Genomic DNA, 14,975 nt, shown 5'->3' with positions numbered 1-14,975 from the left:
ACATGATGAGATTAGCGTTGATGAGAATGCCGTATTATTAAAATCACAGTTTGTCGTTCGTATAAATTTTTTATAAGTGAGGTAGCCTGCTTAAGCAATTATAGTTTATTACCGAGGTAGGCGCTTATTATAGCAATTGATATTAGAAGAATATATAATTGTATTAATTCAGGACTAGAGAGTTGTTAACTTCGTTGTTCTTCCGACTACAAACAGGTGGTTCAGCTTTTGAGTAGGGAAATGCGGGTGGGATAAGTTGGATAAGGATAAGACACAAGGGCGGTGAGCCGGAAGCACTTGAAGTGCCCGGCCACCGCCCTTGTGCAAGTTGTTGAATATCAATTATTTATACTTGTGGCTAAGACGGGCTCAAAAATAGGCGTAGTGCCAAAAATGGCAGCCTTAATTTCTGGATAAGATTTGCCGAGGGTTTGCGTTTGCTGGCCCAACCGGTCCGGTCTGATGGCAGGGCCAACTACCAGTACGGGCTTGCCATGCAAATCTTCGCATTGTGCGATGCTTGCTCGAAACTGCTCGTAGCGGGTTTGCAGGGCCGCCAGAGAATCGGAGGCAGGGCGTTCGTTGCGAAATGGTTTGGAACAGTCTATGCTTACCCAATCGACGTAGCGTTCGCCGGGGTAGTAAAACCGCATAGAATCTGGCTGGGCAGGCGCATCCCACACCCAGAGAATATTGGAGTCTTTGCCGCGCCTACAGCGCTCCACCACATGGCGCCAAGCCTTGATGCTGGCTGCGGACGTAATAGCAGGGGATTGGGTGCGCAAGGCAGGGTCCCAAGCCAACCGGATCAGGACGGGCCGCTGCAGGCTTTGCAGGGCTTGCAAACAATGGTCCCAATATGCATCTAGCTGGCCAAGAGCCACAGAACCGGGAGTGATAGGAGCGGTGGCAGTGCCTAAGGAAAAGGTTAGTAATGGTACTTGCTCATTCGTAAGCTGGCTGCGCACCCAATCGGTTGGGAAGGAGGTAACGGAGTCGGGGGAAGGGGATACGGAAATAGCCAGTGCTACCACGTCGGGACGAGTTGTGACGGGTTGCCAGGCTGCTGAATGGGCTTTTAGATTTAGCGCAATCCCTGTGTGAAGCGTAGGCCCGCCATCCAAGGCCCAGTTGGTGGGCGATTCAACGTACTGATTTGCATGCCAATGCAACGCCAAGGTGCCCGTAAGCATCAACCCCATAATCATGACGGCCGAAGTTGCGGCCACTGCGGGGCGCCGCAGTAAGGCTTTCGCTCCGTCGTTGGCCGCTTGCAGCAAGCCGAGCACGCGGCCAGCTATCTGTAATTCCGACACCCGGGTTGCGAGCCGCGCCAGGGAAAGGTGCACACGATGCAAGCCAAGGCCGACAGACGCAAAAATGGAAGCCGCGTTGAACAAGCAAAAGGCCGTCATAGCCAACGAATACACATTATGGCGATCCTCGTGCGTCAACGTGAGAACCACCAACAAGTTGAGCAAGCCTGCCGCAATATTGGGGGCCGAAACACGCCACTCGTTGGGCAGCGCGCTTTCCTTGGGTGTAGGAATATACGGCACCTTGATGCCCAGAATAGCATACACAAAGCCCACCGTGTAGACCCACCATGTGCCCGCTCGCAGAAATCCGCCTACTAGGTGCAGGCCCACTTCTCGCGGATCGCGTAGCCACCTTTGGGAATACAGTCTGATTACCAAGGCGATAGCAACCAGCGGTAGAAAATGCGCCGCGAAACCGGTCATCTCAATCGACCATGGAAACCGTCCGATAAGCAGCGCAATACCCGGCACTACCAGATCGATCAGGGTAATGACCCCCGCCAAAAAATAAAGTGGCAGGGTAGCATAGTGGAGCTTCTGGCTCCAAGTAAGACGGCTGAATAAGCGCGGATAGACGCGAAACAGCAGGTCGAAGGCGCCGCGCGACCATTTGAGTTGCTGGGCATAAAACGAGGCCAGCGAAGAAGGAACTAAGCCGCGGCTGAGCACTTCGGGCACATACACGCTTTGCCAGCCGTGGGCGTGCAGACGCATCGCCGTGTGCATATCCTCCGTCAGACCGGGTGCGTGCCCACCGATGGAGTCAAGCGCAGTGCGTCGGAAAGTGCAGTTGGCTCCAATGGCCAAGGCCGTACCGAAACGATTCATCCCCATCATCAGAGGGCCGTAGAAATGGTACGTCTGCTCGGCAGCACCTTGGGCAATTAAGCTATCTGCTTGATTACCATAAGCTTGCACAACCTGCGTAAAGCCCACTTTCGGATCAATAAAATAAGGCACCACCCGGTCCAGAAAATCGGGTGTGGGCACGTGGTCGGGGTCGAGCACCACGCACAGCTCGCCCGTCGCCTGGCGCAGGGCGTTGTTGATGTTGCCTGCTTTGGCGTCAACTTTAACCTGTCGCGTGACGTGAACAACGCCCAGCTCGGCGCAAAGCCGGCGCAGCACGGGGTCGTCGCCTTCGTCGCAGAGGTAGCTGGTATGCGGGTAGGTAATGGCTTGCATCGCCCGCAGCGTCTTCTCGAACATTGCCAGCGGCTCGCCGGGGCAGGCCGTGGTGAGTACATCGACGGTAAAACGGTGCTGCTTCACTACGACCGGCGCCGCGTCGGGGCGCACCGGTTCGCTTACCCCGCAGTAGTGCACCCACTCGTGCACCATGCGCAGAAGCTTAAAGCCCATGGACAGGGTCAGAAGCCAGAAAAGTGGGGCATAGCCGATGTGTTGCTTATCGCAAAACCACCACAGAAAGTTGATTAGCAGCAGCATCCCTGTGACCACCAAAAAATGCATGACCCGTAGGCCCGACGCATTTCGGGATTGGATTTGAGGAACAGAAGCAAGGGGCTTTGCCAAGTTCATTCGAGCCGATAGTTCTGTTAATGGCATTGCCACGTAATTTAAAATAGCTGTCCTTCAGAGCTTTACAATAGTATTAACCACTTGATTCTCCATACATACACAGAGCAATCCGTATACAAAGTAGCGTAAAAATAGTAATAATCGAAATTAAGATATAACTTTATCAGGTTTTAATTTGCATTACTCTGCCTAAGAAGAATACTCTCCATGATAGCGCTGCATAATCTGCTCACTCTGTGTGGGATAAGCCTCAGCTTGCTGACTTGCCAAAGTGCAAATACCGTGTCAGAAGTGAGCGAAGCTGACCCCCGCGAGGTTGCAAGCAAGCAAAATTTGCCGGTGGTTGTGAAAGTGGCGCGCACAGCTAAGGGCTTTCAGTTGCTGTGTAATGGAAAACCTTTTCAGATAAAAGGAGCGGCTGGTTATGAGCATTATGATTTGCTGCACAAAGCCGGCGGCAATTCGGTGCGTTTGTGGAGCACCGACTATGCCAGCACGTTGCTCGATAAGGCCGAACGCAATCAACTGAAAGTGACCTTGGGCCTGTGGATGGGCACGGGGCAGCAGGGCTTCGATTATTACGATAAGGTGGCTGTCAAACGCCAACTAGCCGAACTGCGTGAGCAGGTGCTGCGGTACCGCAACCACCCCGCCTTGTTGATGTGGGGCGTCAGCAACGAGCTCGACAACACTTCGAAGGGCCGCGTGCAGGTGTGGGAGGCCGTAGAAGAAGTGGCCCGCATGGTGCACGAACTCGACCCCAACCACCCGACTGTGCTGGTGCTTTCGTCGGCGCTGCGCGACTTTGCCTTGATGCGCAAAACCTGCCCTAGTATCGATATTATTGCCACCAACGCCTTCCGGAATCTGTATAAAGTGCCGCTGAAATTTGAGCGCAACGGGTGGGATGGTCCGTACCTGATCACGGAATTTGGAGCGGCGGGCTACTGGGAATCGCAGGCGGCGGAGTGGAAGACGGCTTTTGAGCAGAGCAGCTCCGCCAAGGCCGAGTTTGTGCGCCTCAATTACGAAAACGTCATCGCCAACAATCCGCGCTGCTTGGGCTCGTACGTGTTTTACTGGGGCCAAAAGCAGGAATACACATCGTCGTGGTTTAGCACGTTTTCGGCGACGGGGCAAAAAACTGCGCTGGCCGACGAGATGCAACATCTCTGGACCGGGCGCTATCCTGCCAACCGCTCCCCGTATATCGGAACAGTCAGCCTAAACAAAAAGATTGATACTGAGAATATTATCCTGAAGCCCAATACACCGTATCAGGCCACCATTACCGCTTTCGACCCCGAAAACGACCCGCTCACGATCCGGTGGAGCGTTGTGCCCGACTACGACCAGCCTGCGCTTTCCATCGAGCCGGCGGAGCTGCATACAGCGCCCCTGCCGGTGCCCAACGCGGTGCAAGCCTCCGAAGGCTTGAGTGCTACCATCCGAACGCCGGCCAAAGCGGGCCCCTATCGTTTGATGGTGACGGTCGCGGATGACCAAGGCAGTATCGGAACGGCTAACGTGCCTTTTTACGTGGGTAAATTACTAAATAATTGATTGTCAGCTATTTGCATAAAAAAGTTGCTCCGGCCGTTCACGTCAAAGGTGCGAACGACCGGAGTACTCTACTTTTAAGGCAAATGCCTAGAATAACGAACCCTGCTTGCCCGGTTCGGCGGCAGAATCGGCAGGTGCAGTTAGTGTTGGGTCGCCAGTCAGGGAAAGGGTATCGGCATCAGCGCCGGCAACATCGTCTTCGGCTTCGAGGTCAGAAGGAATCATGGCCAGCAAATCGGTTTCGCTGATGATGGGCACTTTCAGTTCGGTAGCTTTCTCGCGTTTGGCAGGGCCCATTTTGTCGCCGGCTACTAAGTAACTGAGCTTCTTGCTGATAGAGCCCGTTATCTTGCCGCCGTGCTGCTGAATCAGGTGTTGCAGCTCTTCGCGGCTGTGCTGCTCAAATACACCTGACAACACAAAGGTGAGGCCGGCCAACCGGTCGCTTTGGGCACGGGGCGGCTCGCCGGTCAGGGCAAGCTGCACGCCCGCCGCGCGCAGCCGCTCAATTAGCTCGCGGTTGTTGGCGTCGGAAAACCATTCGGCCAGCGATTCGGCAATTACGCCGCCCACTTCGGGCGTAGCGGCGAGCTCGCCGGCTGAGGCGGCTGCCATGGCATCGATGGTGCGGTAATGCGCAGCCAACTTTTCGGCCACCGTTTCGCCCACATAGCGAATGCCCAACCCAAACAGCACCCGATCAAACGGAACTTGCTTGCTGGCCTCGACGCCTTTGAGCAGGTTGTTGATGGATTTTTCGCCCAGCCGCTCTAGGCCCGTCAGCGTAGCGGCGGTGAGGTCATAAATGTCGGCCGGCGTCCGGACCAACCCCAAGTCGAAGAAGCGACCCACCGTTTCGGTTCCCAATCCATCGATATTCAAGGCTTTACGGGAAACGTAGTGTTCGAGCTTTGCTTTCAATTGCGGCGGGCATCCTTCGTCGTTGGGGCAGCGGAAGTGCGCTTCGCCTTCGGGGCGTATGAGCGGCGTGCCGCAAGCCGGGCACTCGGTGGGGTACTTGATCGGTTCGCTGTCGGCCGGGCGAGCGGTGAGGTCAACCCCCGTGATTTTAGGAATGATTTCGCCGCCCTTCTCCACAAACACCATGTCGCCGATGCGCAAGTCGAGGGCAGCTATCTGGTTGGCGTTGTGTACGGAAGCCCGTTTTACCACCGTTCCGGCCAGCGGCACGGGCGTAAGCATGGCTACTGGCGTCACGGCGCCGGTACGCCCCACTTGGTATTGAATGGAATTGAGGCGCGTACGGGCTTTTTCGGCCGGGTATTTATAAGCAATGGCCCACCGCGGACTCTTCGAGGTGAAGCCCAGAACTTCCTGCTGACGCAGGTCATCGACCTTGATCACGATGCCGTCGGTGGCCACGGGCAGCTCGAAGCGCTTCTTTTCCCAGTGATGCACAAAGTCCAGCACCTCGTTGATGGAATGGCACAGGCGCCACGTATCCGACACCGGCAACCCCCAGGCTTTCAGGGCTTCCAGCGACGCGCTGTGCGTGGGGAAGGTGCGGCCGCTGCTCAGAAAGCTGTACGCAAAAAATCGCAGCCGTCGTGCGGCCACCATCGCCGAATCTTGAAGCTTGAGGGTGCCACTAGCAGCATTGCGGGGGTTGGCCAGCAAAGCCTCGCCGTTTTGCTCGCGCTCCGCGTTCAGTTCGTCGAAAACGGTAATGGGCATAAAGATCTCGCCGCGCACCTCAAACTCGGTCGGTTGGTTTGGGGCCGGGCGCAGATGGAGGGGTAAGTTCTTGATTGTGCGTACGTTATTGGTAACCACGTCGCCACGGGTACCGTCGCCGCGCGTGACGCCCTGGGTGAGTTCGCCGTTTTCGTAAGTTAGGCTCATGGCCACGCCGTCGAACTTCATTTCGCACACGTACGTGTACTCGGCTCCTTCGAGGCCGCGGCTCACCCGCTCGTCGAAGTCGCGCAGATCGGCCTCCGAGTAGGTGTTGCCCAGCGACAGCATGGGGTAGCGGTGCAAGGCCGTCGGAAACTGCTTGGTGACGGTGCCCCCAACGCGCTGGGTGGGCGAATTGGGCAGCACAAACTCCGGGAATTCTTTTTCCAAGGCCTGAAGCTCTGCTAGCATGTGGTCGAACTCCTGATCCGGAACTTCCGACACGTCGTTCTGATAGTATTGATAATTAAGGTGATGCAGACGCTGGGTGAGGGTCTTTATTCTTTCCTGCGGGGAAGTTGGATCGGACATAACAAGTGCATCTGAACGGCGGGTGAACAAAAGGACAAAGGAAAACGAAGATTCAGACGCTTAAAAATACGGCAGTCGGCTTGGTTTAAGCCATGCGTTTTGGCGTTGGAGCAAAAAAGAAGGCTACCGTTTCGGGTAGCCTCAGGGGAGTAAGTTGTCGGAAAAGTCGGGTGGTTACTCCTGTACCAACACGCCATCTGCCTCAAAATTAAGCTGTTGCTCAGGTTTGGTGATGGCAGCAATTTCCTTCGCCGATTTGCCGGCGTCTTTGGCATAGTGCTGCAAATTTTCAACGGGCACTTCTTCGCGGTGCGCCCAACCATTGATGACTACGGTTTTGCCGGCGATGTCTTTGGGTACGAAAAAGGCGTAATTCTTAAAGCGCACGCGCATTTGCTTGCCACTGGCCGTTTGCATAGTGAGCCAGCAGCCTTTGGCTTGGCACACTTCGCTGGCTTTGCCAATCAGCTTGACCTGCGCCGAATCCTGTGTGCCGAGTACTTTGGCCAATTCGGTTGCCGGAATCGCGCCCGCGCTGGTGATGGCGGCGCCGTAGGTTTTGCCCGTTACGGCCTTTTCCGTTGTGCTTGCGGTTGCCGTCGCGCTTTGGGGCGGCGTGTTTGATTGGCAGCCCAGTAAGCCGATTAGTAATGCATTGACAATAAAGGTGTTGCGCAGCATGGGCGGGAAGGTAAGGGCGTGGTCAGAAGAACAGTCGCCCTAAAATAGCGTTTTTGCGCTACTACTGCCCGCCGCTCCGCGATACCAGCGTAAGCGTCTGCTCCAGCTTATTGTTTTTGTTATACACTTCCGTCTTCACGATGCCCACGGCGGGCGCGTAATAATCGATTACTCTGCCCACACTACGCAGCACCAGATCGGCGTGTGGGGCAGTGCCTTGCTCGCGCTCGGCTTCTACCCGGTAGCACTCAAACGTGCCAGCCGGCGTGCTGATTTTCTCCGGGCCGCTCACCACCCGCCGGTTGCGCAGGGTGGTATATACTTTCGCGATGGCCACTACCGAGCTGCTCACGTCGATGGTGACGCCGCCGCTGGGCAACTGGCTGCCGACTGTGGGCTGATTGGGCCACGCCAGCGGCACAGGCGTGTAGGCAAGGCGGCGGTCGCGGAAGGACTTCAGCGCGTCGTAGTTGATCTGGGCCATGCCATCGGTAAAGCTCGTGTCGCGGCGGCAGAAGAAGGTAAGGTCCTGAAGATGAAGAAGTTTATTTTTTTCATCATAGGTGCCGCTCTTCAGCAACACATTGTTCAGCGTCACGGTCTGCTTTTTCTCTTTGTTGGTATCAGTGCTGGGGCGCACCACGCGGTTGTGCACTTGGCCGGCGGGTTTGCCAGCGGCATCTCTGATTTCATACACGACCTCCATGTTGTCGGAGAGGCCAAAAGGGTGCGCGCAGTCGACGGCTGTGGGCGGTGCCGCTTGCGGAGTGTGGGCCGCTACCGGCTCGCTGACGGCCCGCACCTGCTCGGATGAGGTCGCGGGTTTGGTGCAGCAAACGGCACCAGTCAGTGCAAAGCCGGCAACTAAGGGGCGGAAGGAGCGGGGGCGGGGCATAACGAAAGGAAGAGGGATCGCGGCAAGGGTGCGTAAAACGCTTACGTAAGTAGAATTATTTGGATTAAGCTAAACCAAGGATTTAATAATGTTGTGGGGAAAGCACCGAACATTGAAATTGTACCTACAACTTGCGCTTTTCCGTAAGCGAAAGCGCAACTTTTCTCTACCGCTACTACCCCTTACTTTTTCTCTTTCATGGCTGATTCTTCTCAACAACCCGCCGCTAACTGGGCCGACACAGCGGCCGCTTTACTTTCCAAGCTTTCGGGCAGCGTAGAACTCTCGTTTACGTTCGATCAGATGGAATTGCAAGTGCCTAATAGTCAGAATGTTAATGCAGTGCCCGCGACGTGGCGCCTCAACGGCTCGTTGCGCATCCGCACGCGCGGCGAAAATCCATCGGCGGCGTTGCCCCAAGCTACTCCTTCGTCCCTTGGCTAACGCGCTCGAAATTGAGGCGCGGCTAGTCATTTCGCACGACGGCGACGACATTCAGGTGGCGGCTTCGGGCACGTACCTGATCGTTAATATACCGAGCCAGCGCGTACTCGACAAGCTCACCAGTACGCCCAAAGGAGCGCCAAAAAAGCCCAAGGCCGCCAACGCGCCCGACCCCTTGCAGCAGCTCAACGACCTGGCCCGGCGGTTGGGCTTGGTGCTCGACTTGCGGGTGGCCGGCAAAACCTACGTGACCTTCGGCGTCGGGCGTAGTCCGAAGATTACGCTCAACGCCGTTTTGGGTAAACTAGGCTCGTTTTTTCGGGGCGAGTAACCGCGAAAAGAGCTAGCCATCCGCTCGTTTTTTGCGTACCTTGTTCAGAAGGCCTACGGTGCGGTTGGAGAGGTCCGGCTCGGAACTAAAGGCCCGTTTTTTGGTTTGCCAAGACATACGCGCCATCACCACCCGATGAATTCTGACAAAGAACATAAAGACAAAGTAGGGGCAGGCCGTCCACCCTCTGCCTTTGCCCGCATGGAGCGGGTGCCACCGCTGCTCATGCTCCTGTATCTGGGCATGATCGGCATCACCGTGCTCTTCGCCATTCTGATGGTGATGTACGTCCGGACGCGCATTTTTAGCGGCATTCCCACGGGCTTGCACCCGTTTCCGCGCTACTTTTCCATTAGCACAATCGTTTTACTAGTAAGTAGTTACACGCTCAGCCAAGCCCGGCGCCTGTACCAGCAAGACGACGTTACCAACTTGGCCCGGTGCTTGGGCGCAACCTTGATTCTGGGGCTGACATTTGCCGGGTTGCAAGTGCTGGGCTGGCACGACCTGATGATGCAGCGAGTGCTGTTTACGGGCGAGGCCAGCGGCACGTACGTCTACATCATTTCGGCCTTGCACGTGGCTCACTTGCTGGGCGGCGTATTGTTCCTGACGGTGCTTTCCTTGCGTACCCTGCACGCCTCCCACGACGGCGTCCGGACGTTGGTGTTTATCCGCAATCCGTACCGCCGGCTCCAGCTGCGCATGGTCAGCATCTACTGGCACTTCATCGACGGGTTATGGGTGTTGCTGTTTGCAATGTTCCTCTTCTTGTATTGAAGCAAATCAACCGCATAAAAAAGCTCCGGTGCCGACACGCCGGAGCTTTTTTATACAATTAATTAAAAGTTAAGTAATTGATATATAAGTAGTTATATTATCGTGCAATGGTGACCAAACCTTTAAAGCGCTTTTTATTCGTGTACTCGATTAGGTAGAGATACGCGCCGGAGGGCAACTGACCGCCATCCCAACTGAAGGTGCGGTCGGTGGTGCGGTATACTTCGTTGCCCCAGCGCGTGAATATCCGGATGACGGCAAAGCGCGAATCGCAGAAGTCGGGCGGCAGGGCTGGCATAGTGAAAAAGTCGTTTTTGCCGTCGTTGTTGGGCGTGAACACGTTGGGTGGCAAGAAGCTGGCGGTATCCGTATTTGTGACTTCAAAGCGCACCGTGCGTATCTGAGGTTTGGGCAGGCAAGTTGCTTCCTGAAGCTGAAACGTAACTTCCAGCGCGCCGAGCGCAGTCACCGCGTCGCAACTGGCCTGCCACCGGAAGACGCCGGTAGCACGGCCAGCCCCGTTGTGAGGCTCGAAGCTCATGCCCGCCGCGGCCAGATCGAAGTCTTTGCCGGCGGCCGTAAGCGTCAGCTGGTCGGCGTCGGCATCCAGGCCCTCCAGCGTTACTTCGTACGTCCCGCCCAGCGGCCTTCGTACCACCACGGGGGCTTCCCCGGTCAGGGCAAGCGGCTGCGAGCTGGTCAGCGTAGGGCCCACGTTCTGATAATCAATCTGGATGGGAACAACCACGCTGGCTGTTTGCTTGGTGTTGCAGGGCGATGCCGCCGCCGTAAATTCAAATTCGTACAGCGACTTGCTGGCCGTTGGGCAGGGCGCGCGCCACGTAAAGCGGCCCCGTAGCTGGTTGTTGCTGATGCCCTGCACCAATTGCGCGCCCAAACTAGTGGGCGCAAATCCGCGGCCGGTCATCTCCAAGGTTAGCGGGTCGTTTTCGGGGTCGGTGGCGGTCAGGTCGAAGGTGATGGTAGCGCCTGGCCGAACGTGCAGCGGAAACGTGGGGCCGGCCGTGCTGACCAGCGAGGGCGCTGCATTGGGGTCGGGCTGCGACGTAAATGCCACCTGCACCGTGTCGCGTTTGGGCAGGCTACAGCCATCGTCGGCCACGATTACGTCCAGTAAATACACCTTGCCCTTGGTATCGAGGCAAGCCGGAAAGCACAGCTGCGAAACCAGCGTGTCGGGTGCGCCCTGCGTCCGGACGGTGCCTTGCGCAAGGGACAATTCCGGCAGTGCGCCCGTAAAATTGACCGGATGCAACGACAAACTCAGTCGTGAAGCCGGGTCGAGATCGGTGAAACGCAGGGTTGCGCAGCGGTTGCTGGTGGTCAGCCGCAACGTATCAACGCCCTCGCGGTAGGCCCTCGTACGACCCGTCGTGCGCACCGTCAGGGAAGGCGCTTGGTTTTGCGGACAGTTGAGCACTTTCAACTGAAAATCGCGGCGCACTTCCCCGATTTTCTCTCCCTTGCGGTATTCCGAGCACCGGATGCCGAACACAAACAAGCCGAGCTGCGACGGCCGCACCTCCAAACGCCCCGTTTGTCGGCCAATGCTGAGCGTGGGCGTACCCGGAATTTGGTTGGTAGCACTCAGGCCCGCGTTCCAGGTGATGTTGCCATAGGGGGCAGGCAGCGCCAGCGGCTTGGAGTTGGTAGGTGCTGCCGTGGAGTGGCCGTTCAGCGGGGTAACCAACTCATACACAAGCGAATCGCCGTCGATATCCTGGCCGCCGAAGTTGTAGTAGAACAGCTCGCCGCGGCAGGCATAATCGCTCAGGGGCGGAAAAATGCGCGGCGTCGAGTCGATGAAGGGCTGGCCCCGGCGCGACACGGCCGGAAACTCCAGGTAAAACGTCTGGCCGGCATCGCCGGGCGCCACGATGTTGCTGATGCCGTTGTTGCGGCAGCAGCGCTCCACGGCCACGTAATAGCCCGTGCCGTTGGAGTATGAGGCAGCCGGCAAGTCAATCGCGCGACTGTAAATAAGCTGGCGGGTGCTGAGCGAGGGCGAGGTGCAGGCCGGGTTGGTATAGGCCACGAACGTATTATTAGTCAGCGGCAACACGATGTCCTGCATCCGGCGGTTGGTCCCTTTTTCGAAGATGGTGGCTGTCAGGTCGTTGTCCAGCGCGCCGGGGCTGCCATTGATCGCGTCGAAATACAGCGTCAGGGTCAGCTGGTAGCTGCCGCCCGATTTGTATTGCAAGTCCAGCTCGCCCCCGACAATGTGCGTGGCGTGAGCTACTTGGCTAATTAGCAGCAAAAGCAGCAAGCCCGCGTACTTTCGGAACGAAAACCGTTGTAAAAATGCGTTCATGCAGAAGACAATAAGGTAAGTTGCGTTCTCCTTACAAGATACAAAATCGCGTTCCGACCGCGTACTTTCGCAGTCGGTATTTTGATTAAGGTAACTATCTGTAATATAAGATGTTAACTGGGAAGTGCTATACTCCCTAACGCTTGCATGAAGCCTAACCTATCCCTATTGAGGACCCTGCTGTTGTGGACGCTGATGACAGCCGCCCGCGCCCAGACGCGTACGCCAGTGCCTGTGCCCGACGCTGCCCTGACGTGTGCGCAGGCTCGCTCGACTACGGCCCTGCTCAAGCCCGCGACCACCGTGAGCCACCGGCGGAAGATGGACCGCTACGACGTAACCTATTATAAGCTCGACATCGCGCTCGAAAACACGTCCCGCAACGTGGCCGGCTACGCCCGCATGCAGGCCCGCGCCACGCAGGCCCTCGACTCGCTGGCTTTTGAGCTGTATCCTTCGCTGGTCATTGATTCGGTGGTGGTGAACGGCCGCCGGGGCCTGGGCGTGCGCCGCAGTGTCGGTGATGTAACGGTAGGGCTGGCCCAGGCAGTGCCCGCGGCTTCGCTGTTCAACGCCTACATCTATTACCACGGCGCGGCGGTGCCCAACGGCCAACTTCCACCCGCCGTCGATTACGCGCTCAATACAGCTTTGGTGGCGCAGTACAACACCAATGTCACCTGGAGCTTGTCGGAGCCCTTTTATGCTTACGAATGGTGGCCCTGCAAGCAAGTGCTCACCGACAAAGCCGATTCGTCGGACGTGTGGGTGACCACCACCAACCCCAACAAGGTGGGCTCCAATGGCGTGCTCGAACGCGTTACGCCCTTGGCCAACAACAAAAGCCGCTACGAGTGGAAACAGCGCTATCCCATTGATTACTACCTTATTTCGGTGGCCGTGGCGCCTTATGCGGAGTATGTAAACTACGCCAACCCCGTCGGGGGGGCGCGCATCCCGATTGTCAACTATATCTACAATCAGGCGGCACTCAACGACTTTCGCGCCGAGATTGACCGCACGCCGGGCTTCATCGAAAACTACTCGAAGCTGGTTGGTCCGTATCCGTTTGCCAAGGAGAAATACGGGCACAGCATGGCGCCCATCGGCGGCGGCATGGAGCACCAAACCATGACCACGCAAAGTGGCTTCAGCTTCACCCTCACGGCCCACGAGCTGTTTCACCAGTGGTTTGGCGACAACGTAACCTGCGCTTCGTGGGAAGACATCTGGCTTAACGAAGGCTTCGCGTCCTATGGCGAGTACCTGTCGTATGAGGCATTGGGCACCCCGGCGCAGGCCCGCGCCTGGATGGACGATGCCCACAACACTACCCAACGGGTGCCCAGCGGCAGCGTGCGCGTAAGCGACACTACCTCTACGAGTCGCATTTTCGATAGCCGCCTGAGTTACAAGAAAGGGGCGGCCGTTATTCATATGCTGCGCTACCTGCTCAACGACGACGCCAAGTTTTTCCACGCGCTGCGTACCTACCAAACCACCTATGGCGGTCGGACGGCGCGCACCACCGATTTGCAGAAAGTATTTGAGGCCGAAGCCGGCCGGTCGCTGGGTTACTTTTTCGAGCAGTGGTACCGTGGGCAAGGCTATCCTTCGTTTAACATCTTTTGGAATCAAGTGGGGGATAAACTGTACGTGCGCTCCGTGGAGATTGCTTCCTGGCCCACGACCACCCCTTTTTTCGACACCGATCTTGACCTAGGCATCACCACCAGCGCCGGAGTGCAGGTCGTCCGGTTTCACCAGAATCAGTCCACTACGCAAGTCGTGTTGCCTGTCACCGGTACCGCAACCGATCTCCAGATCGACCCAAACCAGTGGGTGCTCGATGGGTCCTCGACGGTGCAACGAGATGAAACGCTGGGGATTCCCGTCGAGGTCGAGTTTGCTATCTATCCCAATCCCTGCTTCGATTATTTGAAGGTAGCCGGCTTGCCAGCCGCCGCACACGCCGAGGTGATTGACGCCTTGGGCCGGACAGTATTACAGCAGAATTTGCAAGCAATTGATAGTCAGATTGATACCCATAATCTTGCTTCGGGCCTTTACCAACTGCGGCTGACTACCGACGCAGGGCAAGTACTGAAGAGCCGGTTTGTGCGCCTCTAAACGCTCTTCTAAATCCAGCAAAAAGCCCGATCGACATCAGTGAATCGGGCTTTTTAGTGTGAAAAGCAGTGTTAAAGCTGCTTACGCTTTGGCGTACTCCTTGATGCGAGCCTGCACTTCGGCATCGGCGGGCGGCAGGTTAAACACCGCGTCCATGAGTTCATCAAACGATTTGGCCACCGTAAAAATGTTGTCTTGGTAAGGATTGCTGAAAAAGCGAATGAAGCCCGGCTGCCCGTTGATGCTCACCAGATCGACGGTAACGGTGCCGAATCGCTGGTTGCAGCGGCCCGTCACGGTGCAGTCTTTGGGCTGGGGCTTGAGGAAATGCTTCTCGATGGTTTCGGTGTAGCGCGGGTGGTGCAGCACGCGGCGGTCGGAGGTAGAAAGGTTGTAACCCAGGGCCAGCACCCGATCGCGAATAAAATCGAACAAGTGGCGAAAGTTGCCCGGCCCGATGCTCGGATCGAAGAAAAACAGTGCCCCGTACCGGCCACATTCGTCGGCGAGCTGCACCCGAAACCCCCGATCCGTGACACCAGCCTTGCGGAAATGGTAGGCTTTAAAAAAAGGCCCCATCCAGTTAAGGTATACGCGTTGGTGCACCCACTGCGAGTGGGCGGTCTGCTCGGCGGGGGTGCGCTCCAACGGTTGCCAGTTGGTCGAGTCAGCCCCGCGGTCAGCGGATAAGAGCTTTTTTAGAAAATTCAACAAAACGGGAGAGAG

The 14,975-nt window shown here is 56.8% G+C and carries 11 protein-coding genes; 5 read left to right on the top strand and 6 right to left on the bottom strand.

Features of this window, described 5'->3' with window-relative positions; all coding sequences use genetic code 11:
- Positions 1–338 precede the first annotated feature (338 nt).
- Positions 339–2,768: a glycosyltransferase gene (locus FHG12_RS19360; protein WP_230471201.1), complete on the bottom strand. Its 2,430-nt coding sequence runs from the start codon at positions 2,766–2,768 to the stop codon at positions 339–341.
- Between the two features lie 384 nt (positions 2,769–3,152).
- Between FHG12_RS19360 and FHG12_RS19355 the strand changes: the two genes are divergently transcribed.
- On the top strand, positions 3,153–4,424 hold the full coding sequence (locus FHG12_RS19355; protein WP_165699465.1) for a glycoside hydrolase family 2 TIM barrel-domain containing protein: 1,272 nt from the start codon (positions 3,153–3,155) through the stop codon (positions 4,422–4,424).
- 87 nt (positions 4,425–4,511) lie between these two features.
- Here the strand turns inward: FHG12_RS19355 and ligA are convergent, their stop codons facing one another.
- The 3 genes from ligA to FHG12_RS19340 all read right to left on the bottom strand — a co-directional run bounded on the left by ligA (position 4,512) and on the right by FHG12_RS19340 (position 8,229).
- A complete protein-coding gene (ligA, locus tag FHG12_RS19350) occupies positions 4,512–6,653 on the bottom strand; it encodes an NAD-dependent DNA ligase LigA (RefSeq protein ID WP_139517354.1) in 2,142 nt (713 codons plus the stop codon).
- Between the two features lie 174 nt (positions 6,654–6,827).
- Positions 6,828–7,334, bottom strand: a complete 507-nt coding sequence (locus tag FHG12_RS19345) for a DUF4920 domain-containing protein (protein ID WP_139517353.1) — start codon at positions 7,332–7,334, stop codon at positions 6,828–6,830.
- A 61-nt stretch (positions 7,335–7,395) separates the two neighbouring features.
- Positions 7,396–8,229 carry a TapB family protein gene (locus FHG12_RS19340; RefSeq protein ID WP_139517352.1) on the bottom strand — a complete coding sequence of 278 codons (834 nt, stop codon included), beginning with the start codon at positions 8,227–8,229 and terminating at the stop codon, positions 7,396–7,398.
- Positions 8,230–8,427: 198 nt separating this feature from the next.
- On the opposite strand from FHG12_RS19340, the gene FHG12_RS19335 reads away from it, so the two are divergent.
- The 3 genes from FHG12_RS19335 (at position 8,428) to FHG12_RS19325 (ending at position 9,784) form a co-directional block, all read left to right on the top strand.
- Complete coding sequence (locus tag FHG12_RS19335) at positions 8,428–8,673, top strand: hypothetical protein (RefSeq protein WP_139517351.1); 246 nt, start codon at positions 8,428–8,430, stop codon at positions 8,671–8,673.
- Positions 8,666–9,004 carry a hypothetical protein gene (locus tag FHG12_RS19330; protein WP_139517350.1) on the top strand — a complete coding sequence of 113 codons (339 nt, stop codon included), beginning with the start codon at positions 8,666–8,668 and terminating at the stop codon, positions 9,002–9,004. The genes FHG12_RS19335 and FHG12_RS19330 overlap by 8 nt, the downstream gene beginning before the upstream one ends.
- Before the next feature lie 135 nt (positions 9,005–9,139).
- Positions 9,140–9,784 carry a cytochrome c oxidase subunit 3 gene (locus FHG12_RS19325; RefSeq protein ID WP_139517349.1) on the top strand — a complete coding sequence of 215 codons (645 nt, stop codon included), beginning with the start codon at positions 9,140–9,142 and terminating at the stop codon, positions 9,782–9,784.
- Between the two features lie 97 nt (positions 9,785–9,881).
- Here the strand turns inward: FHG12_RS19325 and FHG12_RS19320 are convergent, their stop codons facing one another.
- Positions 9,882–12,119, bottom strand: a complete 2,238-nt coding sequence (locus FHG12_RS19320; RefSeq protein ID WP_139517348.1) for a gliding motility-associated C-terminal domain-containing protein — start codon at positions 12,117–12,119, stop codon at positions 9,882–9,884.
- A gap of 168 nt (positions 12,120–12,287) precedes the next feature.
- Between FHG12_RS19320 and FHG12_RS19315 the strand changes: the two genes are divergently transcribed.
- Complete coding sequence (locus FHG12_RS19315) at positions 12,288–14,249, top strand: M1 family aminopeptidase (protein WP_230471200.1); 1,962 nt, start codon at positions 12,288–12,290, stop codon at positions 14,247–14,249.
- An 81-nt stretch (positions 14,250–14,330) separates the two neighbouring features.
- Here FHG12_RS19315 and FHG12_RS19310 read toward each other — a convergent pair whose 3' ends face one another.
- Positions 14,331–14,963, bottom strand: a complete 633-nt coding sequence (locus FHG12_RS19310) for a hypothetical protein (RefSeq protein ID WP_139517346.1) — start codon at positions 14,961–14,963, stop codon at positions 14,331–14,333.
- Between the last annotated feature and the right edge of the window lie 12 nt (positions 14,964–14,975).

The sequence above is a fragment of the Hymenobacter jejuensis genome, assembly GCF_006337165.1.
Lineage (GTDB): Bacteria > Bacteroidota > Bacteroidia > Cytophagales > Hymenobacteraceae > Hymenobacter > Hymenobacter jejuensis.
This window is presented reverse-complemented; position numbering and strand designations above follow the sequence as displayed.

Coding starts and splice junctions, on each gene's coding strand:
- FHG12_RS19360 (WP_230471201.1), bottom strand. CDS start 2,768: ATGCTGCTGCTAATCAACTTTCTGTGGTGGTTTTGCGATAAGCAACAC.
- ligA (WP_139517354.1), bottom strand. CDS start 6,653: ATGTCCGATCCAACTTCCCCGCAGGAAAGAATAAAGACCCTCACCCAG.
- FHG12_RS19345 (WP_139517353.1), bottom strand. CDS start 7,334: ATGCTGCGCAACACCTTTATTGTCAATGCATTACTAATCGGCTTACTG.
- FHG12_RS19340 (WP_139517352.1), bottom strand. CDS start 8,229: ATGCCCCGCCCCCGCTCCTTCCGCCCCTTAGTTGCCGGCTTTGCACTG.
- FHG12_RS19335 (WP_139517351.1), top strand. CDS start 8,428: ATGGCTGATTCTTCTCAACAACCCGCCGCTAACTGGGCCGACACAGCG.
- FHG12_RS19325 (WP_139517349.1), top strand. CDS start 9,140: ATGAATTCTGACAAAGAACATAAAGACAAAGTAGGGGCAGGCCGTCCA.
- FHG12_RS19320 (WP_139517348.1), bottom strand. CDS start 12,119: ATGAACGCATTTTTACAACGGTTTTCGTTCCGAAAGTACGCGGGCTTG.